General features: G+C 62.6%; 16 protein-coding genes. 11 read left to right on the top strand and 5 right to left on the bottom strand.

Annotated elements, in window-relative coordinates:
- Positions 1 to 36 precede the first annotated feature (36 nt).
- The 3 genes from choV to P3C39_RS00295 all read right to left on the bottom strand — a co-directional run bounded on the left by choV (position 37) and on the right by P3C39_RS00295 (position 3,139).
- Entirely contained in the window at positions 37 to 1,218 is a 1,182-nt protein-coding gene (gene choV / locus P3C39_RS00305; protein WP_013529958.1) for a choline ABC transporter ATP-binding protein, read from the bottom strand.
- A complete protein-coding gene (choW, locus tag P3C39_RS00300) occupies positions 1,215 to 2,069 on the bottom strand; it encodes a choline ABC transporter permease subunit (protein ID WP_013529957.1) in 855 nt (284 codons plus the stop codon). Before choW ends, choV begins: the two co-directional genes overlap by 4 nt.
- A gap of 134 nt (positions 2,070 to 2,203) precedes the next feature.
- The gene (locus P3C39_RS00295; RefSeq protein WP_013529956.1) at positions 2,204 to 3,139 is read right to left on the bottom strand and encodes a choline ABC transporter substrate-binding protein; all 936 of its coding nucleotides are present in this window, start codon (positions 3,137 to 3,139) and stop codon (positions 2,204 to 2,206) included.
- A 237-nt stretch (positions 3,140 to 3,376) separates the two neighbouring features.
- Between P3C39_RS00295 and P3C39_RS00290 the strand changes: the two genes are divergently transcribed.
- The 8 genes from P3C39_RS00290 (at position 3,377) to P3C39_RS00255 (ending at position 13,545) form a co-directional block, all read left to right on the top strand.
- Complete coding sequence (locus tag P3C39_RS00290) at positions 3,377 to 3,988, top strand: thymidine kinase (RefSeq protein ID WP_013529955.1); 612 nt, start codon at positions 3,377 to 3,379, stop codon at positions 3,986 to 3,988.
- A gap of 89 nt (positions 3,989 to 4,077) precedes the next feature.
- Positions 4,078 to 4,467, top strand: coding sequence for a cytochrome c family protein (locus P3C39_RS00285; RefSeq protein ID WP_013529954.1), 390 nt, complete (start codon positions 4,078 to 4,080; stop codon positions 4,465 to 4,467).
- Positions 4,468 to 4,775: 308 nt separating this feature from the next.
- The gene (locus P3C39_RS00280; protein WP_024504535.1) at positions 4,776 to 5,864 is read left to right on the top strand and encodes a hypothetical protein; all 1,089 of its coding nucleotides are present in this window, start codon (positions 4,776 to 4,778) and stop codon (positions 5,862 to 5,864) included.
- 31 nt (positions 5,865 to 5,895) lie between these two features.
- Positions 5,896 to 7,041 carry a hypothetical protein gene (locus P3C39_RS00275; RefSeq protein ID WP_013529952.1) on the top strand — a complete coding sequence of 382 codons (1,146 nt, stop codon included), beginning with the start codon at positions 5,896 to 5,898 and terminating at the stop codon, positions 7,039 to 7,041.
- Between the two features lie 24 nt (positions 7,042 to 7,065).
- Positions 7,066 to 8,976 (top strand): ATP-binding protein, encoded by a 1,911-nt coding sequence (locus P3C39_RS00270; protein WP_275952418.1) that lies wholly within the window; start codon positions 7,066 to 7,068, stop codon positions 8,974 to 8,976.
- 42 nt (positions 8,977 to 9,018) lie between these two features.
- Entirely contained in the window at positions 9,019 to 10,323 is a 1,305-nt protein-coding gene (locus P3C39_RS00265; protein WP_224675194.1) for a DUF6638 family protein, read from the top strand.
- Between the two features lie 104 nt (positions 10,324 to 10,427).
- Entirely contained in the window at positions 10,428 to 11,552 is a 1,125-nt protein-coding gene (locus P3C39_RS00260; RefSeq protein ID WP_275952417.1) for a DUF2333 family protein, read from the top strand.
- Positions 11,553 to 11,865: 313 nt separating this feature from the next.
- Positions 11,866 to 13,545 (top strand): formate--tetrahydrofolate ligase, encoded by a 1,680-nt coding sequence (locus P3C39_RS00255; RefSeq protein WP_013529948.1) that lies wholly within the window; start codon positions 11,866 to 11,868, stop codon positions 13,543 to 13,545.
- A gap of 67 nt (positions 13,546 to 13,612) precedes the next feature.
- Here the strand turns inward: P3C39_RS00255 and P3C39_RS00250 are convergent, their stop codons facing one another.
- Complete coding sequence (locus tag P3C39_RS00250) at positions 13,613 to 14,257, bottom strand: cysteine hydrolase family protein (protein WP_013529947.1); 645 nt, start codon at positions 14,255 to 14,257, stop codon at positions 13,613 to 13,615.
- Positions 14,258 to 14,383: 126 nt separating this feature from the next.
- On the opposite strand from P3C39_RS00250, the gene P3C39_RS00245 reads away from it, so the two are divergent.
- Positions 14,384 to 15,379 carry a helix-turn-helix domain-containing protein gene (locus P3C39_RS00245; RefSeq protein ID WP_063168858.1) on the top strand — a complete coding sequence of 332 codons (996 nt, stop codon included), beginning with the start codon at positions 14,384 to 14,386 and terminating at the stop codon, positions 15,377 to 15,379.
- Positions 15,380 to 15,384: 5 nt separating this feature from the next.
- Here P3C39_RS00245 and P3C39_RS00240 read toward each other — a convergent pair whose 3' ends face one another.
- Complete coding sequence (locus tag P3C39_RS00240; RefSeq protein ID WP_063168859.1) at positions 15,385 to 15,942, bottom strand: sugar O-acetyltransferase; 558 nt, start codon at positions 15,940 to 15,942, stop codon at positions 15,385 to 15,387.
- Positions 15,943 to 16,077: 135 nt separating this feature from the next.
- Between P3C39_RS00240 and P3C39_RS00235 the strand changes: the two genes are divergently transcribed.
- Both P3C39_RS00235 and P3C39_RS00230 read left to right on the top strand, forming a co-directional pair.
- A complete protein-coding gene (locus P3C39_RS00235; protein WP_027162181.1) occupies positions 16,078 to 16,539 on the top strand; it encodes a membrane protein in 462 nt (153 codons plus the stop codon).
- The gene (locus tag P3C39_RS00230; protein WP_063168860.1) at positions 16,536 to 17,912 is read left to right on the top strand and encodes an FAD-containing oxidoreductase; all 1,377 of its coding nucleotides are present in this window, start codon (positions 16,536 to 16,538) and stop codon (positions 17,910 to 17,912) included. The genes P3C39_RS00235 and P3C39_RS00230 overlap by 4 nt, the downstream gene beginning before the upstream one ends.
- The last annotated feature ends 66 nt before the right edge of the window (positions 17,913 to 17,978 follow it).

Below are 17,978 nucleotides of genomic sequence, written 5' to 3'. Positions count from 1 at the left end.
GTCGCCGCGCCTCGCCGCCGTTGGATTCCGGAGAAACTACCGCCGCAACACCGCGCTCAGCACGTCGCGAATGCCGATGGCGCCGACGAAGCGCGACTGGTCGTCAAACAGCGCTACCGGAGCGGTCTGCGAACGGTGCATGGCCAGCATGACGGTTTTCAGCGAGGTGCCCGGGTTGGCCCAGAACACTTGCGCGGCTTCCTCGGATTGGCCTTCGACGTCGGCGCACGACACCCAGACCGCCGGCTTGCCGTCGCGTTCGGCCGCCGCCACCAGCCCGTGGTCGTCGATCTTGAAGCGCGTCGTCTTGCGGCGGTCGAGCCAGACCCAGCCGTCCTTGCCGTGCTCCAGATCGCGACGGTCGCGCATCACGTTCCAGGCGGTCAGCACCGACAGCGGGTTCACATTGGCGATGAAGTCTCGGACATAGTCGTTGGCGGGCCGCAGCACGATGTCTTCGGGCGCGCCGGTTTGCACGATGCGCCCACCCTCCATGATGGTGATGTGGGAGCCGATCTTCAGCGCCTCCTCGAGGTCGTGGCTGACGAAGATGATGGTCTTCTTCAATTCAGTCTGCAGCTGCAGCAATTCGTCCTGCAGCTTGGTGCGGATGAGCGGGTCGAGCGCCGAGAACGGCTCATCCATCAACAGGATCGGCGCCTCGGTGGCGAAGGCCCGCGCCAGGCCGACGCGCTGCTGCATGCCGCCCGAAAGCTCATGCGCATATTTCTTCGACCACTGGTCGAGATTGACCAGCTTGAGCTGGCGTTGGACGCGCTCCTTGCGTTCGGCTTCCGGGACGCCGGCCAGTTCGAGGCCGAGACCGACATTCTCCTCCACCGTGCGCCAGGGCAAAAGGCCGAACTGCTGGAACACCATCGCCACCTGTTTCTGGCGCAGGCGCCGCAAGGTCGCCTCGTCGCAGGTGACGACATCGACGGTCTTGTCGCCATCCTTGACCAGCACCTGGCCGCGCGACACCACGTTGAGCCGGTTGACCGCCCGCAGCAATGTCGACTTGCCCGAACCGGAGAGGCCCATCAGAACGGAGATCTCGCCCTCGTTCACGGTCAGGCTGGCGCCGGCGCAGCCCAGTACATTGCCGGTCTTTTCGAGGATCTCGGCGCGGCTGGCGCCGGCGTCGATCATCTTCAGCGATCCGGCCTGGTCGGCGCCGAAGACGATATCGACGTTCCTGAAATCGACGGCGACGGTCATTTCTTGCCTCCAACGGCGATGCGGGTCATCCGGTCGAGCACGATGGCCAAAACGACGATGGCAAGCCCCGCCTCAAGCCCGAGGTCGATGCGGCGCGAGCCGAGCGCCCGGTTGATCTCGGTGCCGAGCCCGCCGGCGCCGATCAGTGCGGCAAACACCACCATCGACAGCGACAGCATGATCGATTGCGTCAGGCCGGCCATGATGGTGGGCAGCGCCGACGGCAGTTCCACCTTCCACAGCAGCTGGCTCTTGGTGGCGCCGAAAGCCTCGCCGGCCTCGACGATCGACTTCGGCACCGAGACGACGCCCAGATGCGTGAGCCGGACCGCGGTCGGAATGACGAAGATGATGGTGACGATGAGGCCGGGCGCGTTGCCGAGGCCGAACAGCGTCAGCACCGGGATCAGGTAGACGAAGGTCGGCAGCGTCTGCATCAGGTCGAGCACCGGCAGCATGACGCGGTAGACCTTCGGCTTGTGCGCTGCCCAGATGCCGAGCGGCACGCCGATGGCCATGGCCATGGCAGCGGCCGCGACGACCAGCACCAGCGTCTGCACCGTCTGCTTCCAAAGGTTCTGGTTGATGATGAAGATCAGGCCGAGAAAGACGCCGATGGCAAGCGGTCGCGAGCGTTGCAGCAGCCAGGCGATAACAGCGATGATCAGCGCCAGCAGCACCGGCGGCACCATCAAGAGGATGCCGACCAGCCCATCCAGCAGGAAATTGAGGCCATTCGAAAAGGCCCTGAACACAGTGTCGAAATTGTCGGTGAGGAAACCGAAGAAGGCCTTTCCCCAGGCGCCGATCGGAATCTTGTGATCGACCATGAATTTCGAAATCGGATCCATATCGCCCCTCTCGTGCAGGAGACCGCCCTGCCCCTCGGCCTCGACCGTCGTCATCTTGTCACAGGATATGAAAAAGGGCAGCCTTTTCTAAGATGGCTGCCCTTCCTGGTTCGGCTTTGCCGAATTCAGTCGGCTCAGCTTCCGAGCGCGGTCTTGATGGCGGCGGCAGCGTCACCGCCGTCGAAGGTAGTCACGCCGGCAATCCACGGGGCAACGGCATCCGGGTGCTTCTTCAGCCAGTCGGTTGCAACCGTATTGGCGTCGCCGCCCTTGAGGATCGCGTCCATCATCTCGCCTTCCATGTCCAGGTTGAACTTCAGGTTGGCGATGAACTTGCCGGCGTTCGGGCATTCGGTGGTGTAGCCCTTGCGCACATTGGTGTAGACGGTGGCGGCGCCGAAGCCGCTGTCGCCCATGCCGTCGAGATAGGTGATCTTCATGGCGCCCATCACCGGATGCGGCGTCCAGCCGAGGAAGGCGATCCATTCATTGTTCTTCATCGACTGCTCGGCCTGCGTCAGCATGCCGGCTTCCGAGGATTCGACCAGCTCGAAGCCTTCGAGATTGTCCTTCGGGTTCTTGATCATGTCGAGGATGATGCGGTTGCCGTCATTGCCGGCCTCGATGCCATAGATCTTGCCGTTGAACTTGTCCTTGAACTTGCCGATATCGGTCAGCGATTTGACGCCGGCGTCGGCGACATAGGTCGGCACGACGATGCCGTAGCCGGCGCCGGTCAGGTTGGTGCTGATCGTCTCGACCGAACCGTCGGCGGTATAGTCCTTGATGTCGTTGGTCATCGACGGCATCCAGTTGCCGAGGAACACGTCGAGATCCTTGTTCTTCAGCGACGCCATGGTCACCGGCACCGACAGCTGGATCGTTTGCGGCTCATAGCCGAGCGCGGTCAGCAGCACGGAGGCGACGCCGGTCGTCGCCTGGATGTCGGTCCAGCCGACATCGGAAAGGCGCACCGCCTTGCAGCTTGCCGGATCACCGGCGTAGGCAGCGCTGGTTGACAAAAAAGCCGCCAGGCCGAGGCCGGCGACGAAAGAGTTCATACGCGACATAGACAGTCTCCCATTGTGATTCTTTGGCGAAGCGTAGCTACGGTTTCTGTGCCCGCCTTGTTTCGTCAGCCAAACACCATTCTGGTGTGGTTTCAAGCATTAAGACAATCACGATCAACGGCGCGGGCTGGCCAATCAGCGACACATCAGGCGCTTTTGTCTGGCCAGCCGGCTTTTTCAGGGGAATGCCGCTCTGGCCCCTCCCCGTGTCAGGCCAAGTCGGCTTAAAAGAGCGGCATGGCCAAGCTTTACTTCCACTACGCGACGATGAACGCCGGCAAGACGACGATGCTCTTGCAGGCCTCTTACAATTACCGCGAGCGCGGCATGGGCACGATGCTGTTCGTCGCCGGCCACTACCGCAAGGGCGATACAGGCCTGATCTCGTCGCGCATAGGCCTGGAGACGGAAGCCGAGATGTTTCGCGACGGCGACGATCTGTTCGCCCGCGTCGCCGCTCATCACGCGCATACGTCGGTGCATTGCGTCTTCGTCGACGAGGCGCAGTTCCTCGAGGAAGAGCAGGTCTGGCAGCTCGCCCGCATCGCCGACCGGCTGAACATCCCGGTCATGTGCTACGGCCTGCGCACCGATTTCCAGGGCAAGCTGTTTTCCGGCTCGCGCGCGCTGCTGGCCATCGCCGACGATTTGCGCGAAGTGCGCACCATCTGCCGATGCGGCCGCAAGGCGACGATGGTCGTGCGCCTCGGCCCCGATGGCAAGGTGGCGCGCCAGGGCGAGCAGGTGGCGATCGGCAAGGATGTCTATGTCTCGCTCTGCCGCCGCCACTGGGAGGAAGAGATGGGCCGCGCCGCGCCAGACGACTTCATCGGCTTTATCAAGGGCTGACGGTCGGCGGCCTTGACCCCGGCCCTATGCAGCGTTTCTTAAGGCCTCGGTACTATAACGCAGCCAGCCAGAGCTCCCCGGGGTCAGCCATGCTTCGAGCCGCTTCGTTCGCCAGTATCCTTCTCCTTGCCAGCTCGCTCGTAGCCCATGCCGGCGGCGATCCTGCCCTGGGCAAGAAGGTCTTCAACCGATGCATGGCCTGCCATGACGCAGCCACCGACCGCGACAAGGTCGGTCCGCATCTGTTGGGCGTCGTTGGCCGCACTGCCGGCAGCGCCGAGAGCTTTCTTGGCCACTATTCCGAGGCGATGAAGAGTGCCGGCGCCGCCGGCCTGGTCTGGGATGAAGCCAATCTCGCCGAGTATCTCAAGGCCCCAAAGCTGAAGGTGCCGAGCAACAAGATGGCGTTCGGCGGCCTGACCAATGACGACGACATCGCCAATGTCATCGCCTATCTGAAGGCCGATCCCAAGCCCTGATCCGCTGTTCGTCAGCTGTAAACCGGCTTTCGCGTCGCATATCGCGGCCGCGATTGCTTCAGTGATTTGCCGAATACAAAGGCATCCGTGCGCCATCGGCTTGCCGCATGAAAGTTCAATGACAGCTGAACTACGGCTGGCAGGCAAGCTAATCACGCCAGGCCCCCGCCTTCACTGGTTTTCAAGACCCTGATGGATTCTTTTGTTTTCACGCCGCCCTTGTCTTCACGTCTTTCAATCCCCCGATGCCCCACATATATTCGCCGCTGTTCGCGACCAGCGACGTCATGCCGAAGCGGGAGGCCCCAATGGCGACATTGCAGAATTTCGACGCCGAAATTGCCAAGACCAAGCAGGTCGTGCAGGACATGCGCTCCAAGATCGAGCAGTCCGGCACCATGCTTGATACGCTCGCCACATCGGACAAGAAGATCGGCGACGCCAATTTCGACCTCGAGAACGCCCGCATCGAGGATGTGCTGAAGCAGCAAAAGGTGATGGAAGGCAACATTGCCGACCTGATCATCGGCCTGGAGGACGCCACCAACGTCTTCGGCTCCGAGTTCGAGAGCATGAAGAACTACACCGGCTGGGAAAAATTCATCGGTATCTTCTCCAGCCAGAGCAAGCAGCGCATGCGCACCGACCGCGTCCGCAACATGTCGCTGGCGGGCAACCTGCAGGAACTGCTGGTCAAATCCGACACCATCGTCGGCATATTGAAGGCGCAGAAAGAGGTCCTCGACCAGCGCTACAAGACCTCGGAAACCAGCCTGTCGCAGGTGATCGAGCGCCGCAAGACCACCATGACCAACCTCGAAGCCGTGCAGAAGCGCATCGAGGAGCTCAACCCGATGCTGCTCGACATCGAAAACAAGATCGCCGCTTCGACCAGCCAGAAGGACCGCACGCAGCTCGAAGGCGAACGCTCCAAGCTGGCGACGGAATACAACGAAAAGCAGGCCAAGGAGCAGGAGCTGCTGGCCGAGAGCCAGACGCTCGAGCGCTACACCTCGATGTTCCAGACCTTCGTCGATTCGCTCAACAACCAGATCGCCGCGCAATCGACGCTGATCAACAAGCTGACCATCGATACCGAGCAGCGCATCGTGCTCTACAAGGCGCTGGAAGATTCGCTGAAGACCGCCGCCCAGCAGGACGTCGCCCACAAGATCAACACGCTGGGCAGCCAGGTCGACAACACCGCCGAGGAAACCATGGCCGGCATCGGTGCTGCTTCGCAAAAACACATCGGCGACCTACTCGAGATGCACGAGAAGAACATGGTCGCCACCGCCGACATCCAGCGCCGCAAGAAGCTGGCCGACGATGCCTTTGCCCGCCGCTTCGACGAGGTGCTGAAGAAGCACAATTCGGCAAACTACGTGCAGTCTTAGGGGTGACAGGACTGCCCGCGAGCGCACAGGCATGACCCCCGAAAACGAAGCGGCGGCACGATATTTCTCCGCCATCACGGCCGCGCTGAGCGGCCTTGAAGTGTTCATGCGCGACGATCGCTCGCCGCTTTACCGGCACGGCATCGTCGCCAAGATCGTCGCCGAATACATCGCCCGGCTCGACAAGTCGTTTTCCTGCTGGCGCAACCGGCTGGGCTTCATGGACACGTTCCGCATTTCGCGGGCCGAAAGCGGATTCCCGGTGTTCCAGAACCTGCTCGAACTGGAAAACGACCGCCGCCAGGCCGACGCGCGGCTTGCCAACATCCCGCTCGCCGGCGAATTGCGCGAGGAAATGGCCGACTTCATCCTGCGCCACAAGGAATTCCCCGAGGCGCTGCAGAAGTCGATGGCCGAGCGGCTCTATCTCGAGGACGTGAAAAGCGAGAACACCTTCGGTCCCTTCACGCTGGCGCAAACCGCCAAGGTCTCGGTCAATCCGAAGACGGGACGGCCCTATTATCTCGTCCATTGGGCGACGTTCGACGGCAGCGCCAACCTGCCTCTGGTCTACATGGTGACGGTGGAGGATTCTTCCGACGCGATGATCCGCCAGCTTGTCGACAGGAACGGCAAACTCAACGAGACGGTCGACATTCCGCTGCCGGTCGACGGCCTGCTCAATCCCGAGCTTGCCCATCGTTTCGACGATTTCACCGAGAAGAACTCCGCCTATACGCTGTCGCCGGCGACCATCGCGGTCAACCTCGACAAGGATTTCGAACCGCTGCACCCCAAGCAGCTGCGCCGCGTCGTGCTCGGCCCGTTCTATTCGGTGGGGATTACCGACAACAATTCGACGGTGACCGAGGTTCTGGCCAAGGTGCGCAAGCCGGAAAATGCCTGGCTTTTGACCTGGACGATCCAGGAGGTCTATTCCAAGAGCGAGAAACCCGGCCGCAAGGGCCTGTTTTCGAGTGAGAAGACAACGCAGGAATTCTTCATCAACACTGATGATCTGGAAGCCGCGCGTCAGGGCGTGTCGAGCTATGAAAACCATGCGCTGATTCCGCACGAGGCCTATCAGGCACTCTACGCCGCCGGCGAAGCACAGAAGATCTTTGCCGGCTACAAGGTTCATATCCTGTCCAACGGACAGGTCATCTCAGACGTCTGACCGTCACACCACGGAGCACCCTTCATGGATACCGGCCTGACCACCATCCCGGAAGCCGCCATCGAGAAGCACCGCGCCACCGCGCAGAGCTTCATCACCCGCATCGTCGTGCTTGAGGACCCGTCACGGGAGTCCGGCACCGCGCTTGCCGGCACCAACCGCCGCTTCGTCTCGACCGTCTCGGTCGGCTCGGTGCGTCGCACGCGCGAGGTCGAGCTGGCCAAGACCGTCGGCGCCGTTCATCCCGACGACCAGCTGCTGACCATCCCGCAGCACACGCTCCTGTTTCGCGCCCGGCGCGGCACGGCGATCGCGCTGGCCATATCGGACGTCTTTGCCGAAGGCTCCGACCTCGAAAGCCTGCAGGCCAGGAATACCCGCGCGCCGCTCGAAGGCGACGAAGCGGCCACCTTCAAGAAGCTTCTGTCGGCCTCGGCTTACATCTCCGCCTTCAGCCTCGCCTCCTACCTGTTCCAGCTGATCGACAGCGACGGCGAGGCACCCAACGACATCCCCGAACCGGACTTCCTGTTCGACACGCCGCAGGATGCGGTGAAGTCGATCCTCGCTGGCCTCGACAAGGCGATCTCGGGATCGTCCGATGATGCCGATTTGATGACAAGGGCACGCGCCTTCGCCCGCGTCGCCATCGACGGGCTTCTGGCCCGCAAGGGCCGCTTCGACGGCATCGGCCCGTTCGAGAACGCCCATATCCGCATCGATGCCGACAATTTCACTCTCGATGGTTTCGACGTCGCGCCGGGCAAGCGCTCAAAACCGCTGGTGATGACCTTCAAGAAGCCGGAAGAGGTCGTCGGCAACCACATCGCCAAATACCAGTCGGTCAAGCTCGCCAAGATGCTGATGGCCTATGATTTCGAGCGCGAACTCAATCCGTTCGTCGAGCTCGGCGGCTTCCTGTTCACCTTCATCGGCGACGGCGCCCCCGGCACCGGCAAGACGACGCTGATCCAGATGATCGCCGGCCTCGTCAACGGCTATTGCCAGGTCGCCGGCTATCCCTTCGCCTACGAGAATTTCGGCGTCGACCAGATCTCGTCCTACCAGGGCAAGTCGGGCCAGAACTGCCGCCAGTTCATCAACAATGTCTTGAACCCGCGCGTCATCGGCTTCGGCACCATCGACGACATCGACCAGGTGGCGGCGCGCCGCTCCGACGACCGCGCCTCGGCCGGCCAGCAGGAAATAACAGGCGTCTTGATGGACGCCTTCGCCGGCGCCGCCACCGTGGTGCGCGGCAACTGCTCATTCGGCATGTTCTCCAACTACCCCGAAAATGTCGACGACGCGCTGCGCCAGCGCGCCGGCGCCCGCTGGCTGGTCGACGGGCCGCAGAGCCGCGACGACTACATCGATATTTTTGTCCTGCTGGCGGGGAAAAACCACAAGATCCCGCTCGGCGACCACGACCTCTACGCCGCGCAGGAAATCCAGCGCGCCGTGACCGAAGCCTATGAGGAGCACGAGAAGCCGCAGGAAGATGGGCTGATGAAGGTCTACGAGCGCTACATGAAGGAGAACGGCGCGCCGAAATCGATGGCCGATATCGGCACCTATCTGCACCTGATCAAGGATGCCGAGCCCCGCTTCACCGGTCGCGCCATCAAGAATGTCACCGACGCCATCAAGATGCGCGCCATGGACATCGAGCTTCCCGACGATTGGTTCGAGAAGCCGGAAGTCTTCATGCACAAGGGCTACGACGAGAAGAAAGCGATGATCGAGGAACTGCGCGGGCCGTTCTCGATGGACATGGTCATGCAGGAGATCAACCGCTACGCCGACTCGGAGTTCCGTTATTCCGACAAGTCCGACGACTCCGCCGTGGAAAAACTGCTGCGCGACGCCCGCCTGCGCGAACGGGCTGCGCGCGAGATGGAGGAGATGAAGAAGAAGGGGCTATGGAATGCGTGAGCTGCGCCGGCCTTCCCTTCACCCCTTGTGGGAGAAGGCAAGATGAGCCCCGCCAAGAAACCCGATCTCCTGCGCGACAATGAGCTGATCTATGGCCGGCTGCTGACGGTCGACGAGCCGCATCTGATCCAGCGCTACAACAAGGCGCTCGCCGCATTCGGCTTGAAGCCGACCAAGCTGAAGACCTTCCAGATCGATCGCACCGGCTTTTCGCCCGAAGTGGCCGAGGAATGCGACGACTACGACTATCTCGATCCCAACGAGGTCAACCGCCGTTTCATCATCCTGACGCCGTCGCAGATCGACCTGCCGGTGGTGCACACCGCCTTCTCCAACACCTCGCAGCTGATGTTCGAGTTCATGTCCAAGAACCAGCGCGCCATCGATGCGCTGACGATCAAGGATGTCATCTACGGCGAGATCGAGGATTCCGTTCCCAAGGTCAACGATATCGAGGACCTGCTGTCGATCAGCCAGGTCGAGTTCAAGGTGCTGTCGGCTGAGGATGTGCTGGGCAAGGCCGCCGAGCTCGGCAAGCTCGTCGACCGGTTGAAGCAGGAGCCCGACGCCTGGCGCGACAGCGCCATGCTGAACCGCATGGTCGAGCTCGCCAAGATCTGCGGCGACATCCGCGAGAACGCGCTGGTGCCCGACCAGGTGATCTTCCGCCACAACGCCTACTGGACCAGCCATTTCGGTGGCCTTTACGTCTTCGTCGACCCGGATGTGACGACGGTGATCAGCGATCCTGCGGCGCCAGGCTTCCGCCGTTCGCGGCCGTGGCAGGTCAGCTATCTCTCCATTAACGACGCCGACAAGGTGTTCAAGTTCCTCGCCACCACCGGCCGCATCGAGTTGCCGCGCGCCTCCTGGGTCGAGGCCTCGGGCTATCTCGAGCACCGCGCCGAGATGGTGGTGCGCGCGCTGATCCGCGATGCCGAGCCGAACCGCAACTTGACCAATGTCGACAAGGTCTGGCTGCAGACCTGGATCCAGAGCCATGCCGACCTGATCACCAGGGACGGCAATTTCCCTTTCCTCAACGCCGCCAAGCGCGAGATCGCCCAGCTCGGCCACCTGAAGATCGAGGATGTCTTCCCGCAGCAGCGCTTCCTGGTGATCCGCGCCAAGCCTGACCATCCTGACGCCTGGCTGACCAACCGGCTGATCTCGGATTTCGTGCCGTCGGACTTCGTCTCGCGCTACATCTTCAACAAGGACGGCTTCTACAAGGACTATGGCGGCTTCAGCGACGCCTGGCGATCGCATGTTGTGGACGTTCTCAAAACCACATATTTGAAGGACAAGGTGGCGTTTCGCACGCGCCTCTACGGCCTGACTGACTAGAACGAAATGAACCGTTATTTCGTTCTAACTTCTTGTTTTGGCGCATAATGTTATCCAAAAAGTCTGCAACTTTTTGGCATCATGCTTGAGGGGGTGACACAGCCATGCTCGATCCGATCGTGAACTTCTTCACCCGCATTTTCCAGTGGATCGGCCGCGGTATCGGGCTTTTGATCGGCGTCATCCTGTGGCCGTTCCTGTGGGCCGGACGCTGGTACACGCAACGCGGCTGGATCCTCAAGGCGGCGGTCGGCCTTGCTCTGCTGGTGCTGATCGGCCTCTATGCCAATTTCTTCTACGCCACCCAGTGGTGGAACAATTTCAACCCGAACTATCCAGACACCTACACGTTCGAGAAGCGCAATGTCTCCGCTGGCGAACAGGTCTCCGCCGGCGCCGGCACCGACACGGCCAAGACCTGCGGCAACTCCGGCATTGCCCAGATCGCCGCCGACCTGACCGACTTCAACGTCAACCAGAATGCCTGGATCTCGTCGATGATCCTCTACAAGCTCGGCCTGTTCGGCGTCGACTGGGACAACACGCCGTGGATGGACAACAAGGCCTCCTTCCAGCGCGGCATCAACCAGGCGGTGCGGCGCACGGCGACCGAACTCGCCGACAATCTCGGCCGCGTCCGCACCACCTCGCAGATCGACAGCGATCTGCAGAATGCCCGCGGCAACCTGCAGTTCGACGAGGAGACCTGGTATTTCGGCCTGAACCCGTTCGGCCCCAAGACACCGACGCCGAGCTACTATCGCGACGCCGTGCGCATGCTGCGTTCCTTCAACGCTCGCCTTGCCACCTGCCAGGCGACATTCGACGCCCGCGCCGACAATCTGAAACAGTATATCGACCGCATCTCGTCCGACATCGGCTCGACCTCGGCGATCCTCAAGGAACGCGCCGAGAACCACAACAATGGCTGGTTCGACTTCCGCGCCGACGACCGCTACTGGTTCGCCTATGGCCAGCTCTATGGCTATTACGGCCTGATGAAGGGCGCCCAGGCCGACTTCGAGGACGTCATCAAGGAAAAGCATCTGCAGAACCTCTGGGACACGATGGACTCGCAGTTCGTTTCGGCACTGAAGATCCAGCCTTTCATCATCGCCAATGGCCGCGAGGATGGCTGGCTGTTGCCGACGCATCTGACGACGATGGGCTTCTATGTGCTCAGGGTGCGCTCCAACATGGTCGAAATCAGCAACGTTCTGACGCAGTAGCGCTGTTCCATTAGGGACCAGGCGATGGTGAATTTGCGCCGTCGCCTCTGTCGCATTCCGTGCATTGTGCGGCTGTTTTGAGACGGCGGAACGACGCGTCCTCTGGCTTCTATACGGCGCGGCAACGGAGCCAGGAAGAACCGACGACAGGTCGGTCGGTCCGCAGAAGAATTTTCTCAAGAGGAAACATAGTTGCATACAAGTTGACGCCGCGGCAGCGACAGGGTTAGAACATGCCCGCGCCCGGTTCCAATCTGCTTGCCAGTAAGACCAAACCCGTCCCCTCCACCGTCCAATCCAGAGGAAAGCCGTCATGGCCGAAGTGAAGTCCGACATCGAGATCGCGCGCGGCGCCAGGAAAAAGCAGATCCAGGAGATCGGCCAGAAGATCGGCATCCCGACCGAACACCTGCTGCCCTACGGCCACGACAAGGCCAAGATATCAGCCGAATTCATCAAATCGGTGAAGGGCAACAAGGACGGCAAGCTGATCCTCGTAACCGCCATCAACCCGACGCCGGCCGGCGAAGGCAAGACCACGACCACGGTTGGTCTCGGCGACGGCCTGAACCGCATCGGCAAGAAGGCGATCGTCTGCATCCGCGAGGCTTCGCTCGGCCCGAACTTCGGCGTCAAGGGCGGTGCCGCCGGCGGCGGCTATGCGCAGGTCGTGCCGATGGAGGACATGAACCTCCACTTCACCGGCGACTTCCACGCCATCACCACCGCGCACAACCTGCTTTCGGCGCTGATCGACAACCACATCTACTGGGGCAATGAGCTCGGCATCGACACCCGCCGGGTCGTCTGGCGCCGCGTCATGGACATGAACGACCGCGCGCTGCGCGAGATCATCTGCTCGCTCGGCGGCGTCGCCAACGGCTTCCCGCGCGAGGGCGGTTTCGACATCACCGTCGCCTCGGAAGTGATGGCGATCCTCTGCCTGTCGACCGACCTGAAGGACCTGGAAAAGCGCCTCGGCGACATCATCGTCGCCTATCGCCGCGACAAGTCAGCCGTCTATGCCCGCGACCTCAAGGCCGACGGCGCCATGGCTGTGCTGCTGAAGGACGCCATGCAGCCGAACCTGGTGCAGACGCTGGAGAACAACCCGGCCTTCGTGCATGGCGGGCCGTTCGCCAACATCGCGCATGGCTGCAACTCGGTCGTCGCCACCACGACGGCGCTCAAGCTCGCCGACTATGTCGTCACCGAAGCCGGCTTCGGCGCCGATTTGGGTGCTGAAAAGTTCTTCGACATCAAGTGCCGCAAGGCGGGCCTGAAGCCGGCAGCGGCGGTCATCGTCGCCACCGTGCGCGCCATGAAGATGAATGGCGGCGTCAAGAAGGAAGACCTCGGCAAGGAAAACGTCGAAGCGGTGAAGAAGGGCTGCGCCAATCTTGGCCGCCACATCGAGAACATCAGGCAGTTCGGCGTGCCGGCGGTGGTTGCCATCAACCATTTCTATTCCGACACCGACGCCGAGATCCAGGCGATGAAGGACTATGTCGCCTCGATGGGCGAAGAAGCGATCCTGTGCAAGCACTGGGCACACGGCTCGGCCGGGATCGAGGATCTCGCCAACAAGGTGGTGGCACTGGCCGAATCCGGCGCCTCGCAGTTCGCGCCGCTCTATCCCGATGCCATGCCGCTGTTCGAGAAGATCAACACCATCGTCCAGCGCATCTATCGCGGCTCGGAAGCGATCGCCGACAAGTCGGTGCGCGACCAGCTCAAGGCGTGGGAAGACGCCGGCTACGGCCATTTGCCGGTGTGCATGGCCAAGACCCAGTATTCCTTCTCGACCGACCCGAACCTGCGCGGCGCGCCGACCGGCCACACCGTGCCGGTGCGCGAGGTCAGGCTTTCGGCCGGTGCCGGCTTCGTCGTCATCATCTGCGGCGAGGTCATGACCATGCCGGGCCTGCCGAGGGCGCCGTCCTCGGAAAAGATCTTCCTCAATGAGGCCGGCAATATCGAAGGCCTGTTCTAAAATCCTTCAATTCAAACAGAAAGGGCGCCGCAGCGATGCGGCGCCCTTTCTGTTTGTTCGGATAGCCCTAAGCAGCGCTGCGCGACAGCGCCCGCTGGTTGGAGCCGAAGATCGTGTCGCGCTCCGGCAGCGCGCCGGTCTGCAGGCACTCCACCCATTCGGCGGTCTTGAGCACGGCGGCGAAGCGCGACTGCAGGATGATCGTGACCACGCGATGGATCTCCTCGGCCGAGGCGTAGCCGGCGCTGTTGGCGTAAGGCACCGAGCCGGTCGCATCCGACAGGAACTCGACGGCAAAGCCCATATGCACGGCGTGGATAATGGTCGACAGGTCACAATTATGCGTCATGTAGCCGACCACCGTAATCGTATCGATGGCATTGGCGCGCAGCCAGTCTTCCAGATCAGTGCCGGTGAAGGCGGAGGGCAGGTTCTTTTCGACATAATGGTCGCGCTTGCGCCTGGCGATTTCGGGATGCAGTTCGCCGCCGTGACTGCCCTTGGCAAAGATCGGCGAGGTCTCGGGCGCCATCTGCTTGACGACCACCACCTTGATACCGGCAGCAGTCGCTGCATCCATGGCGCGTGCCACATTGACGACGCTGTCGCGGAACGGCGGATGCTGGATGGCGAGATTGCCGCCGTCGTAATCGTTCTGCACATCGACGACGATCAGCGCCCGGCGCGGCGTGGTGTTGGCTGGGTCAGACATGGTGTTTCCTTTCCGGCTTGAATTCGATGGATGGAAGATAGGCGGGCTGCCAGACAGCCGAAAGTGACCCGATTGACATCATTCGAAAGAATTGGGACAATCCGCATTCAACCGCTGGAAGCACCCATGAACGACCCGATCATTGCCGTCCTCGCCTTCGACGGCATCAGCCCGTTCCATCTTTCCGTACCGTGCCTGGTCTTCGGCGAGGACAGGACGGCGCTTGGCCTGCCGCGCTTCGACTTCCGCATCTGCGCGGTCAAGGCCGGGCCGATCCATACCGAAGCCGGGCTGACAATTGCCGCGCCGCATGGGCTCGAAGGGCTCGACGGCGCCGATATCGTCATCATCCCGAGCTGGCATCATCTGAGCGAACCGGTATCGCCGCTGCTGATGGAAGCGCTGCGCCATGCGCACCAACGCGGCGCCTTGATTGTCGGCCTGTGCCTCGGCACCTTCGCCATTGCAGCGGCCGGGCTGCTTTCGGGCCGACGTGCCGCGACGCACTGGGCCTATTGCGAACAATTGCAAACACTCCATCCCGACATCGCTGTCGATGCCGCGGTGCTCTACGTCGACAATGGCGATGTCGTGACCTCGGCCGGCGTCGCCGCCGGCCTCGACTGCTGTCTCCACATCGTGCGCGCCCGCTATGGCGCGGAAGCAGCACTGCGGCTTGCTCGCCAGATCGTGCTTTCCCCGCATCGCCAGGGCGGCCAGGCGCAATTCATCGAGCATCCGGTGGCAAGAAGCGCGGACGCCGACCGCTTCACCCAGGCCCTCGACGCGGTTCGCGCGACGCTTGGCGAAGCGCATAGCCTGGACCGCGTGGCCGAGGCCGCCGGCCTGACCCGCCGCACCTTTACCCGTCGCTTTCAGAAATCGATCGGCGCCAGCTTTGGCGATTGGCTGACCAGCCAGCGGATCGAACTGGCGCAGCGTTTGCTGGAAGCGACGGAGAAATCCATGGACATGATCGCCTTCGAAGCCGGCTTCGGCAGCGCCACCTCGCTGCGCCAGCATTTTTCGGCACGGCTCAAGACATCGCCTGCGCAGTATCGGCGCGAGTTCTCCAGGCGGGTCGATCAGGAAGAGCGCATGACGTATGTCCTGTCGTCCTGACCTGTTCAGCCCCGCTTGACCGGCCGCGCCGGATTGCCGATCACCGTGGCGTTCGCCGCCACGTCGCGCGTCACCACCGCACCGGCGCCGACGATGGCGCCTTCACCGATGCTGACGCCGCCAAGGATGACGGCTGAGCCGCCGATCCAGGCATTGGCGCCGATCTCGATCGGTCGGGCGATCTCCAGTCCGGCCTGCCGCCCACTGGCCTCCTTGTGGTGCTCGGCGCAGTAGATCTGCACGTTCGGGCCGAGCAGCGTTGCCTTGCCGATGCGCACGCTCGCCGTGTCGAGGATGGTGCAGCCGGTATTGAGGAAGACGCCGTCGCCGAGAAAGATGTTGAAGCCATAGGCGCAGTGGAACGGCGCCTCGATACGGGCGCCCTCGCCGGCTCTTCCCAGCAGTGCCTTCAGACCCGGCCCGAGATTGCCGCGTTGACGAGGCGGCAGCAAGTTGTGCTCGAACACCGCATCGCGCGCTATCATCCGCAACGACTCCAGTTCGTCATCGATGCAGGTATACCATTCGCCGGCCACCATTTTCACGCGCTCGCTCTCAGCCATGATGCGGTCTCCAGTTCACGTCCTTGCAAAGCACAAGTGCAGCCAAAAGCGCCGATGCCAGTACTGGTCAAATATTGGACCTATGGTAGCCTGTGACTCAAGGCCGTCTTGGCCCGTGATCGAGGGGGATCGACCATGCTCTACATTCTCGCACTTCTGATCGGCGTCATTGCCGGTCTTCGCGCCATGACGGCGCCGGCCGCCATTGCCTGGGGCGCTTATCTCGGCTGGCTGACGGTTGCCGGCACTTGGGCGAGCTTCATGAGCCATTGGGCGGCTGTCGGCATCTTCACCATCCTGGCCATCGTCGAGCTGGTCACCGACCAGTTGCCGTCGACGCCGAGCCGTAAAGTACCCCAGCAATTCGGCGCCCGCATCGTCATGGGCGCCTTCACAGGCGCGGTGATCGGCGCGACAGGCGGCGCCACCATCGGCGGCCTGATCGCGGGGGCCATCGGCGCTGTCATCGGCACGCTGGGCGGCGCCGAAGCTCGGGGCCGGCTCGCGGCCGCCTTCGGCAAGGATCCGCCCGCCGCCTTTATCGAGGACGCGGTGGCGATCATCGGCGGCCTGCTGATCGTAGCGGCGGTGGCATGACGACGAAAATCTTCGACGCCATCATCATCGGTGCCGGACAGGCTGGCCCTCCGCTGGCCGGGCGGCTGACGGCCGCCGGCATGAGCGTCGCGCTGATCGAGCGCAAGCTGGTCGGCGGCACCTGCGTCAACACCGGCTGCATGCCGACCAAGACCATGGTCGCCAGCGCCTATGCCGCGCATCTGGCGCGCCGCGCCGCCGACTATGGCGTGACGCTCTCCGGGCCGGTCGGCGTGGATTACAAGGTGATCAAGGCGCGCAAGGACAAGGTCACAAACGACGCTCGCGGCAATCTCGAGACCTGGATTGCCGGCATGGACAAGTGCACCCTCTATCGCGGCCATGCGCGTTTCGAATCCGCCAACACGGTGCGCGTCGGCGACGATCTGCTGACCGCCGAAAAGATCTTCCTCAACACCGGCGGCCGCGCCTCGGTGCCCGACCTTCCCGGCATCCACGACATCGACTATCTGACCAACTCGTCGATGATGGATCTCGACGTGCTGCCGCGCCATCTCGTCGTCGTCGGCGGCAGCTACATCTCGCTCGAATTCGCTCAGATGTTCCGCCGCTTCGGCGCGGAAGTCACCGTCGTCGAGAAGAGCCCGCGCCTGACCGGCCGCGAGGACGAGGATGTCTCCGCCGCCATCCTGTCGATCCTCGAAAACGAAGGCATCGCGGTCCATGTCGGCGCCGACGACATTGCCTTCGCCAGACAGGGTGACGACATCGCCGTGACCTTCTCCGCCGGCAAGCCACCGGCGGTCGGCTCGCATGTGCTGCTGGCGCTGGGGCGCACGCCCAACACCGACGATCTCGGCCTGGAAAGGGCCGGCGTCGAGGTCGACAAGCGCGGTTTTGTCACCGTCGACGACCAGCTGCGCACCAGCGTGCCCGGCATCTGGGCGATGGGCGACTGCAACGGCAGGGGCGCCTTCACCCACACCTCCTACAACGACTACGAGATCGTCGCCGCCAATTTGCTCGACAACGATCCGCGGAGGGTCAGCGACCGGATCGAAGCCTATGCGCTCTACATCGACCCGCCGCTTGGCCGCTGCGGCATGACCGAGGCCGCAGTGAAGAAATCCGGCCGTCGCGCGCTGGTCGGCCAGCGGCCGATGACCCGCGTCGGCCGCGCTATCGAAAAGGGCGAGACGCAGGGTTTCATGAAAATCCTGGTCGATGCCGACACCAGGGAGATCCTCGGCTGCTCGGTGCTCGGCCCCGGCGGCGACGAGGCTATCCATTGTGTGCTCGACCTGATGTACGCCAAGGCGCCCGTCGACACGCTGGCGCGTGCCGTGCACATCCATCCCAATGTTTCGGAGTTGCTGCCCACCATTGCCCAGGAGCTGAAGCCGCTGGCGTGACAGCCCGTTGAAGACCCATTTTAAAGCTCTTCCTTTTCTGCATCGCTGCAATGCAGCAATGCAGCT

Source organism: Mesorhizobium sp. XAP4, assembly GCF_029269325.1.
Lineage (GTDB): Bacteria > Pseudomonadota > Alphaproteobacteria > Rhizobiales > Rhizobiaceae > Mesorhizobium > Mesorhizobium ciceri.
Note: the sequence above shows the minus strand (reverse complement) of the source record. Positions and strands in the feature narration are given on the sequence as shown.